This window comes from Pseudomonas oligotrophica (assembly GCF_021726475.1).
In the GTDB taxonomy this organism is placed as follows: Bacteria; Pseudomonadota; Gammaproteobacteria; order Pseudomonadales; family Pseudomonadaceae; genus Stutzerimonas; species Stutzerimonas oligotrophica.
Genome location: NZ_JAKJRU010000002.1, coordinates 226320 through 249660 on the forward strand (window position 1 = coordinate 226320; position 23341 = coordinate 249660).

The window sequence follows — 23341 nt, forward strand, 5'->3', positions numbered from 1 at the left end:
GGACTTACCTGCAGGTGGACCGGCCGGGCAGTGTAGCACGCTGCCTCCAGGCCGCCGGCGGCGGCCCTGCACAGAATCCGGGCAGCTGCCGGTGCGTGGCTGCACCCTTGTGGTGCATGCACTAATGCCAATCTGCCCCAGGCTGCCGTGCGATCCGCCCGCAGCGCCTGTAGCCCGGGCTTTTCGCAAAGCTGGCACCGATTCTGCTTTGACCCCGGCAGCGGAGCGTTGCAGGTGCACGCCGATCCACCGGCCGCTGGGCCGGTCGGTGCTGTCGGGCACGCGCCGCGGCGCCAGCCGACGCGTTACAAGAGCCAGACACTGCGCTTAGACTTGGGCCCGGGTTCGTACTTCTGGGGCAAGTCCACCTAAACGGGAGAAGTTTTCATGAAACTAGTCACTGCCATCATCAAGCCGTTCAAGCTGGACGACGTGCGCGAGTCGCTGTCGGAAATCGGCGTCCAGGGCATCACCGTCACCGAGGTCAAGGGTTTCGGCCGGCAGAAGGGCCACACCGAGCTCTATCGCGGTGCCGAGTACGTGGTCGACTTCCTGCCGAAGGTGAAGATCGACGTGGCCATCGCCGATGACCAGCTCGATCGCGTGATCGAGGCCATCACCAAGGCGGCCAACACCGGCAAGATCGGCGACGGCAAGATCTTCGTCGTCAACCTGGAACAGGCCATCCGCATCCGTACCGGCGAAACCGATACCGACGCGATCTAAGCAGCGCCTCCGAACCCCCCGCCCCAGGAGTAAACACCATGACTCTGCGTAGATTCGCAGGGCTAGGAGCCCTTTTGCCTCTGCTCAGCCCGGGCCTGGCCCTGGCGCAGGAGGCCACGCTCGATTCAGGCGACACGGCCTGGATGCTCACGGCCACCGTGCTGGTGCTGTTCATGACCATTCCCGGCCTGGCGCTGTTCTACAGCGGCATGGTCCGTTCCAAGAACGTGCTGTCGGTAATGATGCAGTGCTTCGCCATCACCGGCCTGATGAGCATCCTGTGGATGGTCTACGGCTACAGCCTGGCGTTCGACACCACTGGCATGGAAGCGGGCGTGACCAACCTCAGCTCCTTCGTCGGTGGCCTGGAGCGCGCCTTCCTCAGCGGCCTGACCGTCGACAGCCTGGTCGGCGCCTTCCCCGAGAGCGTGTTCATTACCTTCCAGATGACCTTCGCCATCATCACCCCGGCGCTGATCGTCGGTGCCTTCGCCGAGCGCATGAAGTTCTCCGCGATGCTGGTGTTCATGACGGTGTGGTTCACCCTGGTCTACGCGCCGATCGCGCACATGGTCTGGGCCGGCGACGGCGGCCTGATGTGGGACTGGGGCGTGCTGGACTTCGCCGGCGGCACCGTGGTGCACATCAACGCGGGCATCGCCGGCCTGGTGGCCTGCCTGGTGCTGGGCAAGCGCAAGGGCTTTCCGAGCACGCCGATGGCACCGCACAACCTCGGCTACACGCTGACCGGCGCGGCCATGCTGTGGATCGGCTGGTTCGGCTTCAACGCCGGCTCCGCGGTCGCCGCCAACGGCACCGCCGGGATGGCCATGCTGGTGACTCAGATCGCCACCGCCGCCGCGGCGCTGGCCTGGATGTTCGCCGAGTGGATGACCCACGGCAAACCCAGCGCGCTGGGCATCGCCTCCGGCGTGGTCGCCGGCCTGGTGGCCATCACCCCGGCCGCCGGCACCGCCGGTCCGATGGGCGCGCTGGTGATCGGCCTGGCTTCCGGGGTGATCTGCTTCTTCTGCGCCACCACGCTCAAGCGCAAGCTCGGCTACGACGACTCGCTGGACGCCTTCGGCGTGCACGGCGTGGGCGGCATCGTCGGCGCCATCCTTACCGGCGCGTTCGCCGCACCGGCCCTCGGTGGCTTCGGCGAGGTCGAGAACATCGCCCTGCAGCTGTGGATCCAGTTCAAGGGCGTGCTCTTCACCGTGGTCTACACCGCCATCGTCACCTTCGTGATCCTCAAGGTCATCGACCTGGTCATGGGCCTGCGGGTGAACGAAGAACAGGAATCGGTCGGCCTGGACCTCAGCCTGCACAACGAGCGCGGCTACAACCTGTAATCCCGAGCCTTACACCCGGCCCCGGAGCCAACCCCGGGGTACGGGGTCGGCTTGCCGCGAAAAGGCCGGCCGGCGAACAAAACATACGCGACAGCAAGAGGTGAACATGGACAGCACGGCCCTGATACCCGTCCAGTACGGACTCGATACCTTCTACTTCGTCATCTGCGGCGCCCTGGTCATGTGGATGGCCGCCGGCTTCGCCATGCTGGAATCCGGCCTGGTGCGGGCGAAGAACACCGCCGAGATCCTGACCAAGAACATCGTGCTCTATGCGGTGGCCTCGATCATGTACATGCTGGTCGGCTACTACCTGATGTACTCGAGCCCCGAAGGCGGCATCCTGCCGAGCCTGGGCCTGCTGATCGGCGACGAGCACGCCGTCGAGCTGGTCGCCGCTGGCGGCGAGGACGCGCCCTACTACTCGGCGCGCGCCGACTTCTTCTTCCAGGTGGTGTTCGCCGCGACCTGCATGTCGGTGGTCTCCGGCGCGGTGGCCGAGCGCATGAAGCTGTGGGCCTTCATCGCCTTCGCGGTGGTGATGACCGGCTTCATCTACCCGATCCAGGGCTTCTGGAAGTGGGGCGGCGGCTTCCTCGACGCAGCCGGCTTCCTCGATTTCGCCGGCTCCGGCCTGGTGCACCTGGCCGGCGCCACCGCCGCCCTGGCCGGTGTCCTGCTGCTCGGTCCGCGCAAGGGCAAGTACGGCCCCAACGGCCAGATCAACGCCATCCCCGGCGCCAACCTGCCGCTGGCGACCCTCGGCGCCTTCATCCTGTGGATGGGCTGGTTCGGCTTCAACGGCGGCTCGCAGCTGAAGATGAGCACCATCGAGGACGCCAATGCGGTGGCCCAGGTGTTCAGCAACACCAACATGGCCGCGGCCGGCGGCCTGGTCGCCGCGCTGATCACCGCGCGCCTGCTGTTCGGCAAGTCCGACCTGACCATGGTGCTCAACGGTGCCCTGGCCGGCCTGGTGGCGATCACCGCCGAGCCGCTGACCCCCAGCGTGCTGCAGGCGACCCTGATCGGCGCGGTGGGCGGCGTGCTGGTGGTGTTCAGCATCCTCGCCCTGGACAAGCTGCGCATCGACGACCCGGTCGGCGCCATCTCGGTGCACGGCGTGGCCGGCATCTGGGGCCTGCTGGCGGTGCCGCTGACCAATGCCGACGGCAGCTTCGTGGCCCAGCTGCTGGGCGTGGCCTCGATCTTCGTCTGGGTGTTCGTCGCCAGCCTGGCGGTGTGGGGCATCCTCAAGGCGGTCATCGGTCTGCGTGTCAGCGAGGAAGAGGAGTACGAAGGGGTGGACGTGGTCGAATGCGGCCTGGAAGCCTACCCGGAGTTCACCAATCGCTGAGCCGTTCGAAGGCTCTGCCAAGGGCGCCTGCGGGCGCCCTTTGCTTTTTCTGCGGCCACGCTAGAATGCGCGCCATTGGACGGCGAGCATCACCATCATGTGGCACCAGACCCTGATCACGCTGCGTCCGCGGCCGCGCGGTTTCCACCTGGTCACCGACGAAGTGCTCGCGGCCCTGCCGGAACTGCAAAGTTGCCGTATCGGTCTGTTACACCTGTGGCTGCAGCACACCTCGGCCTCGCTGACGGTGAACGAGAATGCCGACCCGGCGGTGCGGCGCGACTTCGAGCGCTTCTTCAACCGGCTGGTGCCGCAGGGCGAGCCCGGTTACGAGCACGACTACGAAGGCCCTGACGACCTGCCGGCGCATTTCAAGGCCAGCCTGCTGGGTTGCCAGCTGAGCCTGCCGGTCAGCCAGGGTTGCCTGGCGCTCGGCAGCTGGCAGGGTATCTACCTGGGCGAGCACCGCGACCAGGGCGGGGCGCGCCGGCTGCTGGCGACGCTGCACGCAGCCGATAGTTGATTTTTGCTCCAGCCAGCGGACAAATTCCGCTGCTGGGCTATATATGTACCGCGTTGGCAAGCCATGAGGTTGAACATGAGCGACGAAGAACTCGAACAAGAAGACCTGGACGTAGGCGACGAGGAGGACGGGGAGGAGCTGGAGGCCGCCGACGAGGGCGACAACAGCCTCGACGAGGAAGGCACCGACAGCGAGCGGGCCAGCACCACCAAGAAGGCCAAGGCCAAGGCGGCCGAGCCCGAGGAGCTGCCCAGCATGGAGGCCAAGCAGCGCGAGCGCGAAGCCCTGGCGCGGGCCATGGAGGAATTCCTCGCGCGCGGCGGCCAGGTCCAGGAGGTCGAGCCCAATGTGGTTGCCGACCCGCCGAAGAAGCCGGACAGCAAGTACGGCAGCCGGCCCATCTGAGCCGGTGCGATACAACGGAGCCCGCCTGATGCGGGCTCTGTCGTTTCTAGCGGCGGCTCAGCCCTGGCGCTGCCAGCCCAGCAGCAGCCGCGGCAGCTCGCCGAGGTCGTGCACCTCGGCATCCGGCTGGCCGGCGTGCTGCCAGGTCAGGCGTGCGGGGTTGTACCAGATCGCCCGCAGCCCGGCCTGCTGGGCGCCGAAGATGTCGTCCTCGTGATGGTCGCCGACATGCACCGCCTGCCCGGCGGGCACCTCGGCCAGGCGCAGCGCTTCGCGGAAGGGCTGCGGGTCGGGCTTGCCGACGCCCAGGTCCTCGGCGCAGAGGGCGAAGCGGAAATAGTCGGCCAGGCCCAGGCGGCGCACGTCGGCGTTGCCGTTGGTGATCACCCCGAGGATGTAGTGGTTGGCCAGCCACTCGAGGGTCGGCAGCACCTGCGGCTCCAGCTCGATGGCATGGCGGGCATCGAGGAAGACGCGGAAGCCTTCCTCGGCCAGGGCGTGGGCCTCGGCGTCCGGATAGCCGGCATCGTTCAGTGCGTGGAAGAGGATGCGCCGGCGCAGCTCGCTGATCCGGTGGCGCAGCCCCGGCTCCTGCTCGACCAGCATGCGGCGGATCGCACCCAGCGCCTCGATGGGGAAATCGCCCAGCCGCGGCGCGTTGCCCGCCAGCCAGTCGCGTAGCGCCGTCTCCGCGCCCTGGATGATCGGCGCGGCCTGCCAGAGGGTGTCGTCGAGGTCGAAGGTGATCAGGCGGATGCTCATGTTTCGCTGTCCTGCTTGCGCTTGGCGCGCGGGTGGGCCTGGTCATAGACCTTGGCCAGGTGCTGGAAATCCAGGTGCGTGTAGATCTGTGTGGTACCGATGTCGGCATGGCCGAGCAGCTCCTGCACCGCGCGCAGGTCCTGGGACGATTCCAGCAGATGGCTGGCGAAGCTGTGTCGCAGCATGTGTGGATGCAGGTGCTGGCCGAGCTCGCGCACGCCCGCCTCGCGGACCCGCAGCTGCACCGCGCGCTGGCCGAGCCGGCGCCCCTGGCGGCCGACGAACACCGCGCCGTCCTGCGGCCCGGCCAGCGCCCGCAGCGGCAGCCAGGCCTGCAGCGCCTCGCGCGCCTTGCGCCCGACCGGCAGCTCGCGGGCCTTGTTGCCCTTGCCGGTGACGCGCACCAGCCCGGCGGCCAGGTCGAGCTGGTCGAGGTCGAGGCCGACCAGTTCGGAGAGGCGCAGGCCGGAGGAATAGAAGAGCTCGAGCAGGGCCTGGTCGCGGCGGGCGATGAAGTCGTCCTCGACGCCGCCGTCGAGCAGCTGCATGGCGCGGTCAGTGTCCAGCAGCCGCGGCAGGCGGCGCTCGCCCTTGGGCGCCGAGAGGCCGCTGGCCGGGTCGTGCTCGCAGAGCCCTTCGTCGTTGAGGAAGCGATAGAAGCCGCGTACCGAGGACAGCAGGCGGGCCAGGCTGCGACTGGCCTGGCCATGGCGATGCAGCTCGGCGATCAGCTGGCGCAGGTGACGGCCCTGCAGCGCGCCCCAGCCGTCGATCCCTTCGCGCTGGCAGAAGGCGAGCAGCTTGCCCAGGTCGCGGCGATAGGCGTCCAGCGAATGGGCCGACAGCTGGCGCACGCTGCGCAGCTGGTCGAGGTAGGCATCGAGGGTCGCTTCAAGCTGCATGCGGCACGCTCCGGGTAGAGGCTTCGATCGCGGCGCGCGGCGGTCGTCTGCAACTGGCCGGGCGGCCGTGGCGTTGCGCCTGGCGGCTTCAGCGCACCGAGCGCAGCGGCACGGCGAAGCGCGGCAGTACGCGCACCAGCACCTCGGCGACATAGCCGAGGAACAGCGTGCCCAGCGAGCTCTTGTAGTGCTGCGGGTCGGGGCTGCCGATGGCCAGCACGCCGAGCTGGTGGTTGAGCGAGACCATCGCTGCGGAACCGACCCCGCTGGCTTCCTGCTCGCCGAACAGGAAGGCCAGCTCATGCGGGCGCAGCACGCCGCAGACCGTCTTGCCGCCGGCCAGCAGGCCGCCGATGGCCTGGTGCGCCTCGGCGGCGGTGACGCAGCGGCCGACCGGCAGGGCGTTGTCGCTGAACAGGATCAGGGCCACGTGGGGCACCTGGAATTCGTGGCGCAGGCTGTCCTCGACCGCGCCGACCACCGTTTCCAGGCTGTCGGCATCCAGCAGGTCGAGCACCAGGCGGCGGGTCTTGTCGAACAGCCGATCATTGTCGCGGGCCACGTCCATCAGCTGCGACAGGCGATGGCGCATCTCGATGTTGCGCTCGCGCAGCAGCTTGACCTGGCGCTCGACCAGCGAGACCGCGGCGCCCGGCTGGTGCGGCAGGCGCAGTTCGGCGAGCAGTTCGTCGTGATCGACGAAGAATTCCGGATGGGCGCGCAGGTAGGCAGCCACCGCCTCGGCATCGGGCAGCGGCGCCGCGGGCGCGGTGGTCTGTTCGGTCATAGGCGGACCTGTCCTTCGTAAACGCGAACGGCGGGGCCGGTCATCATAACCGGCTGGCCGGGGCCGGCCCATTCAATGGACAGACGGCCGCCGGGCAGGTCGATCTGCACCGGCGAATCCATCCAGCCCTGGCCGATGGCGGCGACCGCCGCGGCGCAGGCGCCGGTGCCGCAGGCCTGGGTCTCGCCGGCGCCGCGTTCCCAGACGCGCAGCCGCGCGTGCTGGCGGTCGACGACCTGGAGGAAGCCCACGTTGACCCGCTGCGGGAAGCGCGGGTGATGCTCGATCCGCGGTCCCAGATCATGTACCGGGGCGCTGTCGACGTTGTCGACGCGCAGCACGGCATGCGGGTTGCCCATGGACACGGCGGCCAGCTCGACCTGGCGCCCGTCCACCTGCAGCGGGTAGCTCAGCGCCTGGGCCTCGGCCTGGAACGGGATGTCGACCGGCTCCAGCCGCGGCGGGCCCATGTCGACGCGAACCTGGCCGTCGGAGCGCACCTGCAGCTCGATGATGCCGCTCTTGGTCTCGACGCGAATCCGCCGCTTGAGGGTCAGGCGCTTGTCCAGCACGAAGCGCGCGAAGCAGCGCGCACCGTTGCCGCATTGCTCCACTTCCGAACCATCGGAATTGAAGATGCGGTAGCGGAAGTCCACGTCCGGGTTGCTCGGCGGCTCGACGATCAGCAGCTGGTCGAAGCCGATGCCGGTGTGGCGATCGCCCCACTGCCGGGCGTGCTTGGGCTGGATGTGGGCGTGCTGGCTGACCAGGTCGATGACCATGAAGTCGTTGCCCAGCCCGTGCATCTTGGTGAAGCGCAGCAGCATCAGTCGGGCCTCAGGCAGGCAGCAGGCTTTCGCCGGCGTAGAGATCCTGCAGGGTCTCGCGGCGGCGCACCTCGAAGGCCTGGTCGCCATCGACCAGTACCTCGGCGGCGCGGCCGCGGGTGTTGTAGTTCGAGCTCATGACGAAGCCGTAGGCGCCGGCCGAGCGCACCGCCAGCAGGTCGCCCTCGGCCAGGGCCAGCTCGCGGTCCTTGGCGAGGAAGTCGCCGGTCTCGCAGATCGGCCCGACGATGTCGTAGCGCCGGCTGTCGCCTTCGTGCGGCTGCACCGGCACGACGTTCATCCAGGCCTGGTACAGCGCCGGCCGGATCAGGTCGTTCATCGCCGCATCGACGATGGCGAAATCCTTGTGCGTGGTGTGCTTGAGGTATTCGACGCGGGTCAGCAGCACCCCGGCGTTGGCGACGATGGAGCGGCCCGGCTCGAACACCAGGGTCAGCGTGCGGCCCTGCATGCGCTCGCGCACCGCGGCGATGTAGTCGCCGGCCAGCGGCGGCTGCTCGTCGCGATAGCGCACGCCGAGGCCGCCGCCCAGGTCCAGGTGGCGGATGGCGATGCCCTGCCCGGCCAGGTGGTCGACCAGGGTCAGCAGGCGGTCCAGCGCATCGAGGAACGGTGGCAGGCTGGTCAGCTGCGAGCCGATGTGGCAGTCCACGCCGACCACTTCCAGGTTCGGCAGCGCGGCGGCGCGGGCGTACACGGCCGGCGCCTGCTCGATGTCGATGCCGAACTTGTTTTCCTTGAGCCCGGTGGAAATGTAGGGGTGGGTCTGGGCGTCGACGTCCGGATTCACCCGCAGCGAGATGGCGGCGGTCTTGCCCAGTTCGGCGGCGACCTGCTGCAGGCGCTCGAGCTCCTCGGTGGACTCGACGTTGAAGCAGTGCACGCCGACTTCCAGCGCGCGGCGCATGTCGTCGCGGCTCTTGCCGACGCCGGAGTAGACGATCTTCTGCGGTTCGCCGCCGGCGGCCAGCACGCGCTCCAGCTCGCCGCGCGAGACGATGTCGAAGCCGGCGCCCAGGCGCGCCAGCACGTTCAGCACGCCGAGGTTGGAGTTCGCCTTGACCGCGAAGCAGACCAGGTGCGGCATGTCGCCGAGGGCGTCGGCATAGGCGCGAAACTGCGCCTCGATGTGTGCGCGCGAGTAGACGTAGGTGGGGGTGCCGAAACGCTCGGCCAGCGCGGACAGTGCCACGCCCTCCGCGAACAGCTGACCGTCGCGGTACGAGAAGGCTTCCATGAGCTGCGTCCTTTAGAGTTCGAAACGGTCTTTGGAACGTTCTTTGACGGCCGCCTCGTCGTCCGGCAGGTACAACGGGCCCTTCTGGCCGCAGGCGCTGAGTGCCGAGGCCAGCACGGCCAGGGCGACGAGGGGAAGCAGCAAACGCTTCATGGGGCTGGAATCCTTGGAAAATCTAATCGCCGGAGTATACCCAGCGCCCGGCGCATTGCCTATGCAAGGCACGCGGCCGGCCGCGCCTCGCTAGGGCGCGCGTCGGCTGCTAAGCTCGCCGCCAGTCCAACGCGGCCAGGTGCCGCACCACAGGAGGAAGCCCCCGCATGAGCCTGAGCGAAGCCCGCTATCACGACCTGGTCGATGCCGCCCAGCAACGCATCGAGGATGCCTTCGATGACAGTGGCCTGGATGTCGATCTGGAGAATGCCGGCGGCGTGCTGACCGTGCGCTTTGCCAACGCCAGCCAGCTGATCGTCAGCCGCCAGCCGTCGATGCGCCAGCTCTGGGTCGCGGCACGCTCGGGCGGTTTTCATTTCGACTTCGACGAGGACGAGCAGGCCTGGCTGTGCGACAGCAGCGGCGAGCGCCTGGGCGAACTGCTGGAGCGGGCGACCCGCGAGCAGGGCGGCGAGGCGCTCGACTTCGACGAACTCTGAGGGCCCGAGGGCAGCCCCTTGCTTATTTGGGCGGCTGTGTTAGGGTCCGGTGCAGGTCACAAAACCCCGCCTTCGGGCGGGGTTTTGCTTTTTTACGACTTCGCCGAACAGGAGCAAACCGACGATCATGACCAGCGCACCGCCCATCATCCTCACCAAACTCGATCTCGAGCGGCTCGAGAAAATGCTCGATGGCCTGGACGACTACGGCCCGGCTGCCGAGGCGCTGGAGCAGGAACTGTCGCGGGCCCAGGTCGTGGAGCGCAGCGAGATGCCGGCCGGCGTGGTGACCATGAACTCGCGCGTGCATTGCCGCGAGGAAGGCAGCGGCAAGGACTACCACCTGACCCTGGTGTACCCGCACGATGCCGGCAAGGAAGGCACCGTGTCGGTCCTTGCGCCGGTCGGCACCGCGTTGCTGGGGATGAGCGTCGGCCAACACATCGACTGGCCGACCCCGGGAGGCAAGGTGCTGCAACTGACCCTGCTGGCGGTCGAGTACCAGCCCGAAGCCGCCGGCGATCCGTTCTGATCGCGGCCCGTCGCTCCCTCGGGCAGGGTCGCCACCGGCGCGCGTCAGGCGCGCAGCGCCTGGTTCAGCGCCACTTCCAGCCGCGCCTTGTAGCGCAGGTAGTGCACCGTCTGGCTGCGCCCCTTGCCCTGCAGGCCGGAGAGATCCAGGTCGGTGATGTAGCAGGGGTAGCGCTCGCCCGGGCGCCGCTGCGCGAGGATGTACTCGGCGACGGCGGCGAACAGCCGGCTGCCGTGCTCCAGCCCGGAAAATTCCTGGTGATTGCAGTACAGCGTGATGCTGCTGCGACCGTTCTCGCGGGATTCGACGATCGCCTGCACGTCGTAGAGCGGGTCGCCGGGCTCGTCCTGCGGGACTGCGCGGCGCTCGACCTGCGGCGCCTGGCCGGCCTCGGCGCGGATCCGGTAGAGCAGGATCTCGCTGTCGGCCGCCCGCGCCGGGCTGCTGAGCGAGCGCTGCGCGTTGCGTCGATCGATCATCGCGCGCAGGAAGCGCAGCAGCGGCATCAGCAGGCGCTGCTCGTCGCGGTAGGGCCAGCGCTGCATCCATAGTGCGTTGCGCTCGTCGAGCACGCTGAGCTCGGCGATGTCGCCGCGGACCCGATAGAACACCTGCAGGCAATCCGCGCGGCCGAGCGGCAGGATCAGCCCCAGGTCGTCGCCCTTTAGCGCATGCCGGTCGAGGTGGATCGGCTGGCTGTCGGGATGGGCCTCGCCCAGGTGTTCGAGCAGCGCCGCGCGGTCGGCCAGGCTGGTATGCAGCACGTCGTCGCCGCGGCGCTCGAAGAGGTGAAAGCGCTGGCGGATCTGTAGCAGGTAGCGGTGCGCGGTGGCCAGGCTGCGGCGCGCATCCAGGCACAGCTCGGCGACGCGCCGGGCGATGGCCTGGCCGCGGTTGCGCGAGAAACAGCGCACCTGCAAGCCGCAGTCGCCGCCGGCCGGCAGGCTGGCCAGGTGCGTGCGCAGGCACTCGGCCAGCGCCTGCGGCCCGGTATGGCGGCTGACCTCGAACTCGTTCCAGCTGTTGAGCACCAACTGGTCGATGCTCAGCACCAGGTTCTCGCGCCCGCTGGCGTAGCCCAGCGGGTCGCTCTGCTCGGCGCTGTCGGGCATATGCTGGGGTGCCAGCAGGCTGAACGGATCCAGGCCGATGTTGAGCAGCAGCAGCACCTGGCGCGGCTGCGGTGGATCGAGCAGCGCCTGTTCGCCGACCGGCGGCAGCGGCAGGGCGAAGGTCTGCCGCAGCTCGGCGAGGATGCCGAACAGCTCGGCCTCGCTGAGCCCGCTGTCGCCCGGATGCAGGGAGATGTGCGTGCCGCTGTCGACGATGCCGTTGCGATGCCCCCAGGCCAGCAGCGGCAGCAGCTCGGGCATGCGCCGCAGGGGGGCGAAGTGCGTGCAGTCGGCGGCGGTCAGGCTGCCTTCGTAGAGCGACCAGCTCGGTTCGCCGGCCGCGTCCAGGGCCTGCAGCAGCGTCAGGCTGTCCTCGGACATGTCCGGCGAGATGCCCAGGTTGACCGCCTCGACCTTGCCGGCCTTGCGGGCGATGGCCGCCTGCAGGCGCCGCTCGAGCACGCTGAGGTCGCGGCGGCTGATCGGGCTGGCGGCATCCAGCCGGCGGCTGAGGTCGCTGAGGAAGCGGTAGCCGTAGATCAGCTCGTTGACCAGTGCGCTGCGCTCCTGCAGTACCTGGCGCACCTTCCACTGGCTGCGGCGGTCGAGCAGGGCGAACTGGCGCTCGTCCCAGCCCCAGTCGCGGGTCAGGCGCTCGGCCAGCAGGCGCTGCCAGCTCTTGCTGCGGTTGCGCGGCGGCCGGCTCAGCGCGCGGTTGATCTTCAGGTACAGCGCCCGGCGTGCCAGTTCCAGGCGCCCGCGGTCGGCGTGCCCGGCAAGATAGCCCTCGATGGCGCGGTAGGCGGCGATGTAGGGGTCCAGCTCGTCCAGCTCGAGGCGGCCGTCGTAGACCGCCTGCTTGTAGTCCAGCGCGAGGCAGCGCACCCGCGGGTGCTGGCTGGCGTAGACCTCGGTCAGCAGCAGCTTGAACAGCGACTTGTAGGGCGACTCCAGCGCCTTGTAGAGCTGCCACAGCGCGGCGCCGGCGAACTCGCCGGGCGGGACCTGCGCCAAGTGGCCGAGGTCGAGCACGTCCTCGGCGCGGATGAAGCGCCGCTCCAGCAGGGTCGCGACATACTCGCCGTAGCGGTATTCCTCGTAGGCCGGCACCAGCCACCAGAGCGGGATGCGCCCGCCGAGCCAGAGCGCGGTGCGATAGAACTCGTCGAGCAGCAGGTAGTGCTGGGTGGTGCCGCAGTCGTCGGAGCTCAGTTGCGTCTGGCGCTCGCCGCTGGCGAAGCGCTGCGGGTCGATCAGGAAGAAGTGCGCCTCGCTGCCCTGCTGCTTCGCCCAGCCCTGCAGCAGCTCGCACTTGCGCGTCAGCTCGGCGAGCTGCGCCTGGTCCAGCGCCGGGTCATGGCAGACCCAGATGTCCAGGTCGCTGCCTTCTTCCTGGGCGACGGTGCCCAGGCTGCCCATGGCGAACAGCGCGAGGATCGGTTGCGGCGGGCGGTGGCGCAGCGGCTTGTAGGCGAACGAGCGGGCCAGGCGCTGGGCCTCGGCGAGCAGCTCGGCGTCGGGCTCGAAGCCGCTGAGGCCGGCGGGCGTCGCCGCCGAGACGTAGCCCGGCAGCAGCGGATGGTTGACGTGGAACAGCAGCGGCAGCAGGCGCAGGACCAGCTGCTGGCGGCTCGACTGGCCCTGCAGGGCGCGCGCCAGGCGTGCCTCGTTGAGCGAGAGAAAGCGCGCGCGCAGCGTCGCCAGCAGCTTGCGGTCGATACCCTCTTCCAGGATCGGCTCTATCTTCGGGCAGCAGGTCATTGCCGTTCGTTTCGGGTGCGGGTTCGGACCTTCATCGGCCGTGGCCGGTGCGACTTGAGCCCGAAGCGTCGCGCCGGGGCGTCCTGGCGCTCAGCGGTTGGCCGGGCCGTTGAGGATGGTGAGCAGCGCCTGGGCGTTTTCCGCGGCATCACGACCGAGGCTGGTGAGGTAGCCGCCGTCGGGCTGGGTGGTCAGGCCCTTGCGGTGGAGCCGGTTGGCGGCGGCGACCGCGGCCGGGGCTGCATCGTGGTGGACCTTCAGGCCTTCCAGGTGGTTGTCGAGGTTGAACAGGCCGAGGATTTCCAGCTCGGCGACCAGCTCGGGGGTGTAGGACATGTCGACTCCTCGAAGATGGGCCGCGGCCCGGTCCGCTGAGTGTAGATGCAGATCACCGGGCGCGGTTGACCTGGGTCTACTCGGGCAGCTCCGGCAGCGCCCGCAGCAGCCGTTCGTAGCGCACGGCATCGAAGCCGCGATCCTCGGCGAGCATCTGCTGGATCTCGTCGGCCAGCACCAGCGCCATCATCTCCAGGCTTTCCTCGCGCTCGTAGCCGACCAGGGTGAGCTTGTTCAGCGTGGCCTGCACGGCGGGCGGCTCGCCGCTCTCGAGCTGGTTCTCGATGGCCTGGATAAGGGTGGACTGGGCGAACGCCTCGTCTTCGTCGGGGCTGTGGTTGTCTTGGGACATGGAGGGCTTTCCGTCGAGCGGGGCCGGATTCTCTTCGTCGAGCTGGCATAGGGTGCAGCTGCCGTCATCCGGGCGGTTGGTTTCGACGTAGCGTACCCGGCGGTTCGGCGCCTGGCGATCGGCGTCGACGCGAAAGCGCGGGCGATCTGATTCGGTCATGGCGGTTTTTCCTCGGCTGCAGGGTCCGCCCTTGATAGCGCGCAACGGGGCGCCAGGCAAGCGAGCCCCGCGCCGGCGGGGCTCGCTGCAGGCTTCTCAGCGACCGCCGCCGCCGGCACCACCGCCCGCGCCGCCGCCAGGCCCCATGCCTTGCCCCATCCCCTGGCCCATGCCACGGCCAGCCTGCGGGGTTTCCGGCAACGTCACGCCGCGCTCGCGGGCCCGTTCACGCATGCGTTCGTGGTGCTCGTTGCGGATGCGCTCGCGTTCCTCCAGGGAGTTCGCCTCGCGCATGCGGTTGCGGTATTCCAGGCGTTCCTGCTGGGTCATCAGCTGGGAGCCATAGACCGGTTCGTTGTCGCCGCCGGCCTGCTGGGCCAGCGCGCTGCCGGCCAGCAGCAGCGTGCCAAGGGCGATGGCCGAAGTGAGTTTGTTCATGCGGGTTTCTCCTGTGTCGCTCAGTGGATGTGTTCGTCGCCGTCGTGGTGCGAGGACGCTTCGTCCCGCGGCTGGCCGCCCATGTACGTCGGGCCCTTGCCGCGGCCTTTGTCGAATACCTTGCTTTCCATCGACTTGCTGCCGCCCGGGCCGCCGGTATGTCCGGCGTGGCTGCCTTCGTCGTGGGCCTGGTCGCTGTGGCTGCTGCCCGGGTTGCGGCCACCCATGTGCTTGGGGCCCTTGCCTGCGCCTGCGGAACCGTGCCCGCTGTCGTGGCTGGCATGGTCGTCGGCGGCCTGGACGGCAAGCGGCCCGCCGAGCCACGCCGCGGCCAGTGCGGCGGCCAGTGCGGCGGCGGGCAGCAAGGCGCTCGGACGGATGTTCATGGCGTTCTCCTGGCTGCCCCGGCGGTCAGCGCACCTCGTTGTCGTGGACGAATTCGATGGCCTGCAGGTAGTCGTTGGCCGCCGCTGCGAAGTCGTCGGCCCCCCCGTCGGTGGTCGGGTCGCTCCAGTCGGTCGAGCCGAAGACCACCTCGTAGAGGTTCACCGTGGTCGGCACGTAGACGTTGTTCGCCTCGTCGAAGACCAGCACCTGCACGGTCTTGTCGCTCCAGGTCGCCTCGCGGTCATACTCGTAGGTGCTGAAGTCGTAGTAGGTCTCGCCCGAGTTGATGCCCAGGATCGAGTTCATGTAGATGACCGTGTCCACCGAGATCGAGCCGGTCTTGTCCGCCGCGGCCGCCAGCAGTGCGGCGGCGTCGAAGGCCTCCGGCAGGGTGATGTTCTGCGGCAGCGTGCCGCTGGTCATGTAGCTGACGTAGAGCGCGAGGTTTTCCAGCGGCGAGTCGATGGTCACTCCATCGGCGGTCAGTCGGCCGGTGGCATCCAGGGCGATGACCTCGGCGCTGGCCAGCTTGGCGATGGCTTCATCCAGCGAGTGGTCGAGCACCTTCGACGGCGAGCGACCGACGCTCAGCCGGCCCAGCTCGACCTCGGCAGGGTAGACGTCGTAGGTGGTGTCGCCGAGGGTGACCTGGGTCAGCAGGTCGCCTTCCTCGTTGCGCGGAATGGCGACCAGGCTGGTGCCGTCGAGCAGCGGCACCAGAGTGGTGCCTTCGTAGACGAAGGCCACCACCAGCTCGGCCCCGCTCTCGTCGAGCAGTGGCTCGCCGTTCTCGTCGCGCAGCAGCACGTACATGTCGCCGTACAGGTCGCCCTTCTTCACCCCGGCGCCGAACGGCTTGCCGCCGCCGCCGGCCTTGCCGCCCTTGACCCCGGCCCACTCCGGACGGTCGCTGTCCTCCTCCTCGCCCACCGCGGGGCGGAAGATCTTGTTGGTGATGCCGCCACCCTTGCCGCCGCCGGCGTGCTGGCCGCCCTTGGCCGATTCGCCGGGGCCGCCACGCCCGGCACCGCCCGCGCCGCTGCCGGCCTGGGCGCCGCCGTGCTCGGCGGCCGCGACGGGGGTGGCGGCGCTGAGCGCGAGCCCGGCCAGCGGCAGACTGAGCGCGACGCAGAGCGCGCTGCCGGCGAGGATGAAGCGATTCTTGTCGGGATGGTTGCTGCGCATGATGGTCACTCCACTCGGCTATCGGATGTCCGGCGACGTGCGCCGGGCGGCATGCTCGGTCGGCCGTGGGCCGACGGGCCAGGCGCGATGCCCTTCGCGCCCCTGTCACTCAGAACCGCCAGCCCAGCCCGAGGCGGAACAGGCTTTCGCGGTTTTCGAACTGCATCTCGTCCGGGCTGCCATGCCCGGTGGTGAAGCGGTAGCTGCCGTAGCGGGTGCGCGTGTAGTCCAGGCGCACGAAGGTCAGCGCGCCGAGCGGGATCTCCGCACCCACGCCGTAGCGGATGCCATCGGCCTTGTAGCTGCGATCGATGTTGGCGTCGGGGTTGTTGCCCTTCGCCCAGGTGGTGTTGAAGCGCCCGCGCACCGGCCCGGCGCGGCCGTACAGCAGGGTGCCGCTGGGCAGGCTGTAACCCAGGCGCAGGGCGATGCCGTAGTCGCTCTTCTTCTCCACCGAGAAGTCGCGGCCGCCGGCGCCGCGGGTGTCGCGCCGATGCATCCAGTCGATGTCGGCGGTGTCGATCTCCGCCTCCAGGCCGGCGTACCAGCGGCCGAAGTCGCGGCCGTAGCCGAGGAACACGCCGTAGACGCCGCCGAGCCCGGCGAAGTCGCCGGCGTAGGGTTGCGAGAAGAGCGCTTCGCCGGACTCCGAATGACGGCCTTCGAGGCGCGAGTCGACGCCGCCGTGGCCGATCTGCGCGCCGCTGTAGAAGCCGCGCACTGCCGGCCGCAGCGCCACGGCGGTCGGCGCCGCCCCGAGGCGCCAGCCCAGGCCCAGGCGCAGCTGGCCTTCCTCGACCGCAAAGCGCTCGGACGTTGCGCCGTCATCGTCGCGGTAGGCGACCCGATAGGCGTCGTAGTCGCTGTAGACGTATTCCATGCGCAGGAACAGCCGCTCGCCGGCGGGCATGTCGGCACCCAGCCCGAGGCGATTGCCGGACTGGCGATCGTCGCGGTTGCCGGCTGCGGCGACCAGGTCGTTGATCGTGTAGAAGCTGTCGAAGCGCGTCTTCACGCGGCCGGCGCGCAGGTAGAGCAGGCTGCCGTTGTCCACCACGTAGCCACCGCGCAGGCCAAGGCCGTAGCTGTCGCCCTTGTCCAGCGAACTGCTGCGCGCGTCGGGCTTGCTCTTGCTGAAGGCCCAGTCGGCCTGGCTGGTTTCGCCTTCGGCTTCGATGCCCAGGTACCAGCGGCCGAACTGGCGGCCATAGCCGAAGAACAGCACCTCGCCCAGGCCATCGGCGCCGTGCGGGCTGATATCCAGGCCGCCATCGCCACGGCTGCCGGACGTCTCGGTGAACAGCGTGCCGTGGGCCAGCCCGGCGCCGCCGTAGAAGCCGTCGAACAGGCCATCCGGGGGCAGCGGCGTGAAGGCCGGCAGGTGGCCCTGCTGTAGCGCCGCCGGCAGGCGGTAGCTGGCCGAGCGGCCGGGGGTATAGCCGAGGCTGAGGCTCAGCTGGCTGCGCCGGTATTCGCCATCCTGCTCGTTGGAGTCGCGGTCGACCACGCGCAGGGAGCTGCCGACGAACAGCGTCGGCGAGAGGTAGTAGCGCAGCCCGGCGCCGGCGTCGGTGACCTTGTCCTGGCGCGGGTAGCTCAGGTAGTCGCTGTCGGTATAGGCGGCATGCGCGACCACCGAGAGACGGGGGCCGAGCTTGCGCTCGATCTCCACGCCGTAGGTGGTGTCGAGGGTCGCCGCGGCATAGCGGTCGTCGAGCGCGACGGTGGTTTCCTCCAGCGAGCGGTCGACGTAGAGGTCGACCCGTACCAGCGGGTCCGGTCGCCAGGCCAGCTGGGCGCCGAAGTAGGGTCTGCTCACGTCGCCGAAGCCTGCGTGGTCGAAGCGTTGGCGCAGGGTGCCGGCGAACAGCTCGCCGGCGATTCGCCGGGACGGCTGGTTGAAGCGCAGGCCGACGGCGGCGCGGTAGCCGTCCGAGTCGCGGTTGAAGTCGGTGCTGGTGATCGGCGCGTCGTAGCGGCGGCGGTCGGTGGCGTACTGCACGAAGGGCTCGTAGCGCTCGCCCAGCGCGTAGCCGGCGCGCAGGCCGAGGGAGACCAGCTCGTGACGGCGGTAGGCATTGTCGATGCGCGTGCCGGTGGTGGCCGTCGCGTCCTCGAAATCGTAGCGGTCGAAGGTCACGCCGCCGCGCAGGCGCAGCCGGCCAGGCTCGCTGGCCAGGCCCAGGTGCGCCTCCTGGTGGTCGTAGCGGGTCGGTTCCTTCTGCTGGTCCGGGCCGGGGGTTCCGGCGACGTAGCGGTCCTCGTGGTCGCGGGTATGCCGCACGCCGCCGAACAGCTGGGTCCGCTCGCCGAGGTCATAGTCGCCGTCGAGGCCGAGCCAGTAGTCGTCGACGTTCTCTGCGGTGCGGTCCTGGTAGCGGTCGAAATCGCCGCCGGCATCCAGGCTCAGGGCGTGGCGTTGCCAGTCCGAGCGCAGCAGCAGCGAGGGCGAGAGGGTGTAGACGTTGTCCTCGACCTCGCCGGTGCGCTGCGCATAGACGTTGTCGTCGCGGGTCGCCGAGAAGGTCAGTTCCGGGAATGCCAGCAACGGGCCCCACTGCAAGCCGGGGAATTCGCGCAGTTCGCGCGGGGCCGGGCGCTTGGCCGCGGCAGGGTCCGACTCCTGAGCGGCGACCTGCAGGCAGCTGCCGGACGCTGCGAGGGCCACCAGTGTGGCGATCAGTAGCCGACCCATGAGCCCATCCCCCTGATGGCTGATGACACCGGCAGCACTGCCGGGCGCGCCGCTGGGCGGCTACGTCTGTATTGGTCTTCAAGCTAGGGGAGCGGCATTCGCGGCGGGCTGACATTTATCAAAGCGCTGCGTTTTCAGGGGCGTCAGCTCGTCGCGGCGTGCTGCGAGGCGTGTCGCTCGCTGCGCCGGCTGCCGCCATGCCGGGTGCGCCAGAACAGCATGGCCAGCGCGACGAAGGCCAGCGACCAGGCGCCGGCGGCGAGCAGCAGCCAGCCGGGATGATCCAGCCCCAGCGCTGGCGCCAGGACTCGCACGGCGGCCGCCAGGCTGAGCAGCAGGGCGAAGGGGTGGATCCAGCGCCGGCCATTGGCGTCGCGCAGGCGCTGCAGCAGCCAGGTGCGCGCCATCACCGAGAAGCTCAGGGTGCCCAGCGCGCCGACGGTCAGGGCGTGCAGCAGCCCGGCCGGCGGCTCGTGGCCGGCGCTCAGCGGCGCGCCGAGCAGCACCAGGCCGATGGCGAGCCAGGCGTAGCCGAGCAGCAGCATCTGCAGGTCGCGGCGCGCACCGTAGCGCCAGGGCTGCCAGCGCAGCAGGCGGACGGCGGCGAGCAACGCCGCGGCGCAGAGCAGCCCGCCGGCGACCCGGCGCGGCAGCGGCCAGGGGCTGAAGGCCAGCAGCAGTGCCCCGCCAAACAACAGCAGGACGGCCCCTTCGAGCTGCGGCTGCACGCGCGCCTCCAGCCGCCAGCCGTGGTTCTGCGCATGCCCGGCCAGGGCCGGTGCGATGATGCGCCCGCCCATGAAGAACAGCAGCGCGGCGAACAGGGTCAGGCCGGCCAGGCGCAGGTCGCTGGGCAGCAGCGCGGCGCTCTGCCAGGGCAGCACGGCGCTGAGCAGGGCGAGCCCGGCCAGCGTCGGCGCGACCATCTGGTTGCGCCATTTCTTCGCGGCGCCGATGAAGCGCGGCAGTACCCGCCAGGCAAGGCCGGCGGCGAAGACCGCCGAGGCCAGCAGCGCCAGCGCGCCGCCCGGCCAGAGCAGGTTGCCCAGGCGTGCCAGGAGCCAGCAGCCGAGCAGCAGGAGGAGCAATCGGCGCGGTTGTGGGCCGAGCAGGTAGCCGGCGACGACGGCCAGGGCGTAGCCGAAGAGCATCTCGCGGGCATGGCCGGCCGGTGTGGCGAGGCCGGGGAGCGCCGGCAGCCAGCCGAACAGGACGAGGACCGAGGCCGGCAGGGCAAGCGCGGCGTACAGCGTGGCGGCGGGAAAGAACCAGTCGCTGGCAAAGGGCTGGCGTGGCGGGCGCGGCGACATGACGGGTGCAGGCGGCGGCGTCCGGCAGGCGGACGCCGCCGCCGTCCTCAGGCCGTGCGGCCGGCCAGCAGCGCCTTGCCGCGGGCCACGGCGGCGCGCACCTGGGCCGGCGCGGTGCCGCCGATGTGGTCGCGGGCATTGACCGAGCCTTCCAGGGTCAGCACGGCGAAGACGTCATCGCCGATCTCTGTGCTGAACTGGCGCAGCTCGTCCAGGCTCATCTCGGCCAGGTCCTTGCCGGTCTGCACGCCGTACTTCACCGCATGGCCGACGATCTCGTGGCAATCGCGGAACGGCAAGCCCTTGCGCACCAGGTAGTCGGCCAGGTCCGTGGCGGTGGAGAAGCCGCGCAGCGCCGCCTCGCGCATGATTTCGCGCCTGGGCTTGATCGCCGGGACCATGTCGGCGAAGGCGCGCAGCGAGTCGCGCAGGGTGTCGGCGGCGTCGAACAGGGGTTCCTTGTCCTCCTGGTTGTCCTTGTTGTACGCCAGCGGCTGGCCCTTCATCAGCGCCAGCAGGCCGGCCAGCGCGCCGAATACGCGGCCGGTCTTGCCGCGTACCAGCTCGGGCACGTCCGGGTTCTTCTTCTGCGGCATGATCGAGGAGCCGGTGCAGAAGCGATCCGGCAGGTCGATGAACTGGAACTGGGCGCTGGTCCAGAGCACCAGCTCTTCGGAGAAGCGCGACAGGTGCATCATCGCCAGCGAGGCGGCGGAACAGAATTCGATGGCGAAGTCGCGATCGGAGACGCCATCAAGCGAATTGCCGGAGATCGCTTCGAAACCCAGCAGCTCGCAGGTGATTTCCCGCTGGATCGGGTAGGTGGTGCCGGCCAGTGCGGCCGAGCCGAGCGGCATGCGGTTGGTGCGCTTGCGGCAGTCGACCAGGCGCTCGTAGTCGCGGCTGAGCATCTCGAACCAGGCCAGCAGATGATGGCCGAAGGTCACCGGCTGGGCGGTCTGCAGGTGGGTGAAACCGGGCATGATGGTGTCTGCTTCGGCTTCGGCGAGACCCAGCAGACCCTGCTGCAGGCGGGTGATTTCGCCGAGGATCACGTCGATTTCGTCACGCAGCCACAGGCGGATGTCGGTGGCGACCTGGTCGTTGCGCGAACGGCCGGTGTGCAGCTTCTTGCCGGTCACGCCGATGCGGTCGGTCAGACGCGCCTCGATGTTCATGTGCACGTCTTCCAGGTCGACGCGCCAGTCGAAGGTGCCGGCCTCGATCTCGCCTTGGATGTCCTTCAGGTTGGCGATGATCTGCTCGCGCTCGGCATCGGTCAGCACGCCGGCCTTGGCGAGCATGGTGGCGTGGGCGATGGAGCCCATGATGTCGTGGCGGTAGAGGCGCTTGTCGAACTCGACGGAGGCGGTGAATCGGGCGACGAAGGCGTCGACGGGCTCGCTGAAACGGCCGCCCCAGGACTGGTTGGTCTTGTCGGTGCTCATGGATGCGCTCGCTGAAATCCGAAGGCTGAGGAAAGGCGGCGATGATAGCAGGGATGGCGCGCCGGGCGGGCACGGCGGCCGGCGCCGGCGAAGGGTGAGCTGGCTGGCAAAACGGTGTTCCGGCGGAGGCTGCGCCTTGCCGTGCGCAGCGGGCGTGGGGAAACTCGCGGCCAGTCGAACCAGGGCCACCGCCGTGAAAAACAACGCTGCCACCGATGATTGCTTCGTCCCCGAACTGTGCCAGGCCGAGGCGTTGCTGGGCCTGGTGCTGCTGGCCGAGCTGCTGGTACTGGTGCTGGTGCTGGCCGAGCCGATGATGGCCGGTTTCGACTGGATGCGCCTGGCGCTGACCTCGCTGTTCGTGCAGTGGATCGTGCTGCTCGCCGCCGGCACCGTCTGCCTGTTGCGCCCGGCCCTGGCCCGGCTGCGCCCGGCGCTGGCCGGCATGGTCTGCTGCGCGGTGGTGGTGGGGCTGACGCTGGCCTGCACGGCGGTGGCCGATATCTACCAGCTGGCCGGCCCGCTCGGGCGGGTCGGCGAGGTCAACCTCTACCTGCGACATGCGCTGATCAGCCTGATCATGTCGGGGCTGCTGCTACGCTATTTCTACTTGCACAGCCAGTGGCGCCGGCAGGAGCAGGCCGAGCTGCGATCGCGCATCGAATCGCTGCAGGCGCGGATCCGCCCGCACTTCCTGTTCAACAGCCTGAACAGCATCGCCAGCCTGGTCGTCGTGGACCCGCCGCGGGCCGAACAGGCCGTGCTGGATCTGTCGGACCTGTTCCGCGCCAGCCTGGCGCGGCCCGGCACGCTGGTGCCCTGGCGCGAGGAACTTGAGCTGTCCAGGCGCTATCTGTCCATAGAACAGTACAGGTTTGGCGAGCGCCTGGCGGTGGACTGGCAGGTCGACGATGTCCCGGGCGACCTGCCGATTCCGCAGCTGACGCTGCAACCGTTGCTGGAAAACGCCGTGGTCTACGGCATCCAGCCGCGGATCGAGGGTGGATTGGTGTGTGTGGTGGCCCGCTACGTCGACGGCGTGTTCCAGCTCGAGGTGAGCAATCCGTTCGATGACAGCGCTCCAGGCCAGGTTTCGCGCGGTACACGCCAGGGATTGCAGAACATCGACGCACGACTAGCGGCACTTTTCGGACCGGCAGCGAGTCTCAGCGTGGAGCGCCGTGATGGCCGCCACTACACCTGTCTACGCTATCCATGTGCGAGACAAAAGCAGGAAGCCAGAACTCTATGAACGTCCTGATTGTCGATGACGAACCCCTGGCCCGCGAGCGCCTCAGCCGTCTGGTGGCTGACGTCGAGGGTTATCGTGTCCTCGAACCTGCCGCGAGCAATGGCGAGCAAGCCCTTGCGCTGATCGAAGAACTGCGCCCGGACGTGGTGCTGCTGGATATCCGCATGCCCGGCCTGGACGGGCTGCAGGTCGCGGCCCGGCTCTGCGAGATGGATGCACCGCCGGCGGTGATCTTCTGCACCGCCCATGACGAATTCGCGCTCGAGGCCTTCCAGGTCAGCGCCGTCGGCTACCTGGTCAAGCCGGTGCGCCCGGAGCACCTGGCCGAGGCGCTGAAGAAGGCCGAGCGTCCCAACCGCGTGCAGCTGGCCGCGCTGACCCGCCCCGCCGCGGTGTCCGGCACCGGGCCGCGCAGCCATATCAGCGCGCGTACCCGCAAGGGCATCGAGCTGGTGCCGCTGGACAAGGTGATCTACTTCATCGCCGACCACAAATACGTGACCCTGCGCCACGAAGGCGGCGAGGTGCTGCTCGATGAGCCGCTCAAGTCGCTGGAAGACGAGTTCGGCGAGCGCTTCGTGCGCATCCACCGCAACGCGCTGGTCTATCGCGATCGCATCGAGCGGCTGCAGCGCACGCCGCTGGGGCATTTCCAGCTGTTCCTGCGCGGCCTGGACAACGAGGCGCTGACGGTCAGCCGCCGGCATGTCGCCGGCGTAAGGAAACTGATGCAGGGCCTGTGAGCCCACGCGCGGGCGGCGGCAAGGCTGGGCGAGCAGGGCGCGAGCCGGCGCGGGGCGTCGGCTCGCAAGCCCGGGC

General features: G+C 69.3%; 24 protein-coding genes. 9 read left to right on the forward strand and 15 right to left on the reverse strand.

Annotated features, from left to right (window positions below; genetic code table 11):
- The first annotated feature begins 387 nt into the window (after positions 1 to 387).
- The 5 genes from glnK (at position 388) to sutA (ending at position 4366) form a co-directional block, all read left to right on the forward strand.
- Positions 388 to 726, forward strand: coding sequence for a P-II family nitrogen regulator (gene glnK / locus L3N39_RS04980; protein WP_003096476.1), 339 nt, complete (start codon positions 388 to 390; stop codon positions 724 to 726).
- A gap of 38 nt (positions 727 to 764) precedes the next feature.
- On the forward strand, positions 765 to 2081 hold the full coding sequence (locus L3N39_RS04985; protein ID WP_237256184.1) for an ammonium transporter: 1317 nt from the start codon (positions 765 to 767) through the stop codon (positions 2079 to 2081).
- 106 nt (positions 2082 to 2187) lie between these two features.
- Positions 2188 to 3438: an ammonium transporter gene (locus tag L3N39_RS04990; protein ID WP_237256185.1), complete on the forward strand. Its 1251-nt coding sequence runs from the start codon at positions 2188 to 2190 to the stop codon at positions 3436 to 3438.
- 97 nt (positions 3439 to 3535) lie between these two features.
- Positions 3536 to 3961, forward strand: coding sequence for a secondary thiamine-phosphate synthase enzyme YjbQ (locus tag L3N39_RS04995; RefSeq protein WP_237256186.1), 426 nt, complete (start codon positions 3536 to 3538; stop codon positions 3959 to 3961).
- 75 nt (positions 3962 to 4036) lie between these two features.
- A complete protein-coding gene (gene sutA, locus L3N39_RS05000) occupies positions 4037 to 4366 on the forward strand; it encodes a transcriptional regulator SutA (protein ID WP_237256187.1) in 330 nt (109 codons plus the stop codon).
- A gap of 57 nt (positions 4367 to 4423) precedes the next feature.
- On the opposite strand, the gene L3N39_RS05005 is transcribed toward sutA, so the two are convergent.
- From L3N39_RS05005 to lptM, 6 genes are all read right to left on the reverse strand, one after another.
- Positions 4424 to 5128 carry an HAD family hydrolase gene (locus L3N39_RS05005; RefSeq protein ID WP_237256188.1) on the reverse strand — a complete coding sequence of 235 codons (705 nt, stop codon included), beginning with the start codon at positions 5126 to 5128 and terminating at the stop codon, positions 4424 to 4426.
- Positions 5125 to 6030 (reverse strand): tyrosine recombinase XerC, encoded by a 906-nt coding sequence (xerC, locus tag L3N39_RS05010; RefSeq protein WP_237256189.1) that lies wholly within the window; start codon positions 6028 to 6030, stop codon positions 5125 to 5127. The genes L3N39_RS05005 and xerC overlap by 4 nt, the downstream gene beginning before the upstream one ends.
- Before the next feature lie 88 nt (positions 6031 to 6118).
- The gene (locus tag L3N39_RS05015; RefSeq protein WP_237256190.1) at positions 6119 to 6817 is read right to left on the reverse strand and encodes a DUF484 family protein; all 699 of its coding nucleotides are present in this window, start codon (positions 6815 to 6817) and stop codon (positions 6119 to 6121) included.
- Positions 6814 to 7644 carry a diaminopimelate epimerase gene (gene dapF, locus L3N39_RS05020; RefSeq protein WP_237256191.1) on the reverse strand — a complete coding sequence of 277 codons (831 nt, stop codon included), beginning with the start codon at positions 7642 to 7644 and terminating at the stop codon, positions 6814 to 6816. The genes L3N39_RS05015 and dapF overlap by 4 nt, the downstream gene beginning before the upstream one ends.
- A 10-nt stretch (positions 7645 to 7654) precedes the next feature.
- On the reverse strand, positions 7655 to 8902 hold the full coding sequence (gene lysA / locus L3N39_RS05025) for a diaminopimelate decarboxylase (RefSeq protein WP_237256192.1): 1248 nt from the start codon (positions 8900 to 8902) through the stop codon (positions 7655 to 7657).
- A 12-nt stretch (positions 8903 to 8914) separates the two neighbouring features.
- Positions 8915 to 9055, reverse strand: a complete 141-nt coding sequence (gene lptM, locus L3N39_RS05030; protein WP_237256193.1) for an LPS translocon maturation chaperone LptM — start codon at positions 9053 to 9055, stop codon at positions 8915 to 8917.
- Positions 9056 to 9222: 167 nt separating this feature from the next.
- Here lptM and cyaY point away from each other — a divergent pair, with 167 nt between their 5' ends.
- A complete protein-coding gene (gene cyaY / locus L3N39_RS05035) occupies positions 9223 to 9555 on the forward strand; it encodes an iron donor protein CyaY (RefSeq protein ID WP_237256194.1) in 333 nt (110 codons plus the stop codon).
- Positions 9556 to 9682: 127 nt separating this feature from the next.
- On the forward strand, positions 9683 to 10087 hold the full coding sequence (gene rnk / locus L3N39_RS05040; protein WP_237256195.1) for a nucleoside diphosphate kinase regulator: 405 nt from the start codon (positions 9683 to 9685) through the stop codon (positions 10085 to 10087).
- Between the two features lie 44 nt (positions 10088 to 10131).
- Here the strand turns inward: rnk and L3N39_RS05045 are convergent, their stop codons facing one another.
- The 9 genes from L3N39_RS05045 to argH form a co-directional block, all read right to left on the reverse strand.
- The gene (locus L3N39_RS05045) at positions 10132 to 12960 is read right to left on the reverse strand and encodes a class I adenylate cyclase (RefSeq protein WP_237256196.1); all 2829 of its coding nucleotides are present in this window, start codon (positions 12958 to 12960) and stop codon (positions 10132 to 10134) included.
- Between the two features lie 90 nt (positions 12961 to 13050).
- A complete protein-coding gene (locus L3N39_RS05050) occupies positions 13051 to 13296 on the reverse strand; it encodes a TIGR02647 family protein (RefSeq protein WP_237256197.1) in 246 nt (81 codons plus the stop codon).
- A 76-nt stretch (positions 13297 to 13372) separates the two neighbouring features.
- Positions 13373 to 13807 carry a hypothetical protein gene (locus L3N39_RS05055; RefSeq protein WP_237256198.1) on the reverse strand — a complete coding sequence of 145 codons (435 nt, stop codon included), beginning with the start codon at positions 13805 to 13807 and terminating at the stop codon, positions 13373 to 13375.
- A 96-nt stretch (positions 13808 to 13903) separates the two neighbouring features.
- Positions 13904 to 14245 carry a hypothetical protein gene (locus L3N39_RS05060; RefSeq protein ID WP_237256199.1) on the reverse strand — a complete coding sequence of 114 codons (342 nt, stop codon included), beginning with the start codon at positions 14243 to 14245 and terminating at the stop codon, positions 13904 to 13906.
- A gap of 20 nt (positions 14246 to 14265) precedes the next feature.
- Positions 14266 to 14631 carry a hypothetical protein gene (locus tag L3N39_RS05065; RefSeq protein WP_237256200.1) on the reverse strand — a complete coding sequence of 122 codons (366 nt, stop codon included), beginning with the start codon at positions 14629 to 14631 and terminating at the stop codon, positions 14266 to 14268.
- A 25-nt stretch (positions 14632 to 14656) separates the two neighbouring features.
- Positions 14657 to 15817 (reverse strand): hypothetical protein, encoded by a 1161-nt coding sequence (locus tag L3N39_RS05070; protein WP_237256201.1) that lies wholly within the window; start codon positions 15815 to 15817, stop codon positions 14657 to 14659.
- A gap of 109 nt (positions 15818 to 15926) precedes the next feature.
- Positions 15927 to 18512 carry an outer membrane beta-barrel protein gene (locus tag L3N39_RS05075; RefSeq protein WP_237256202.1) on the reverse strand — a complete coding sequence of 862 codons (2586 nt, stop codon included), beginning with the start codon at positions 18510 to 18512 and terminating at the stop codon, positions 15927 to 15929.
- A 143-nt stretch (positions 18513 to 18655) separates the two neighbouring features.
- Positions 18656 to 19822 (reverse strand): NnrS family protein, encoded by a 1167-nt coding sequence (locus tag L3N39_RS05080; protein WP_237256203.1) that lies wholly within the window; start codon positions 19820 to 19822, stop codon positions 18656 to 18658.
- Between the two features lie 47 nt (positions 19823 to 19869).
- On the reverse strand, positions 19870 to 21270 hold the full coding sequence (argH, locus tag L3N39_RS05085; protein ID WP_237256204.1) for an argininosuccinate lyase: 1401 nt from the start codon (positions 21268 to 21270) through the stop codon (positions 19870 to 19872).
- Between the two features lie 193 nt (positions 21271 to 21463).
- On the opposite strand from argH, the gene L3N39_RS05090 reads away from it, so the two are divergent.
- The gene (locus L3N39_RS05090) at positions 21464 to 22522 is read left to right on the forward strand and encodes a sensor histidine kinase (protein WP_237256205.1); all 1059 of its coding nucleotides are present in this window, start codon (positions 21464 to 21466) and stop codon (positions 22520 to 22522) included.
- Entirely contained in the window at positions 22519 to 23265 is a 747-nt protein-coding gene (locus L3N39_RS05095) for a LytR/AlgR family response regulator transcription factor (protein ID WP_237256206.1), read from the forward strand. Before L3N39_RS05090 ends, L3N39_RS05095 begins: the two co-directional genes overlap by 4 nt.
- Positions 23266 to 23341: the final 76 nt, after the last annotated feature.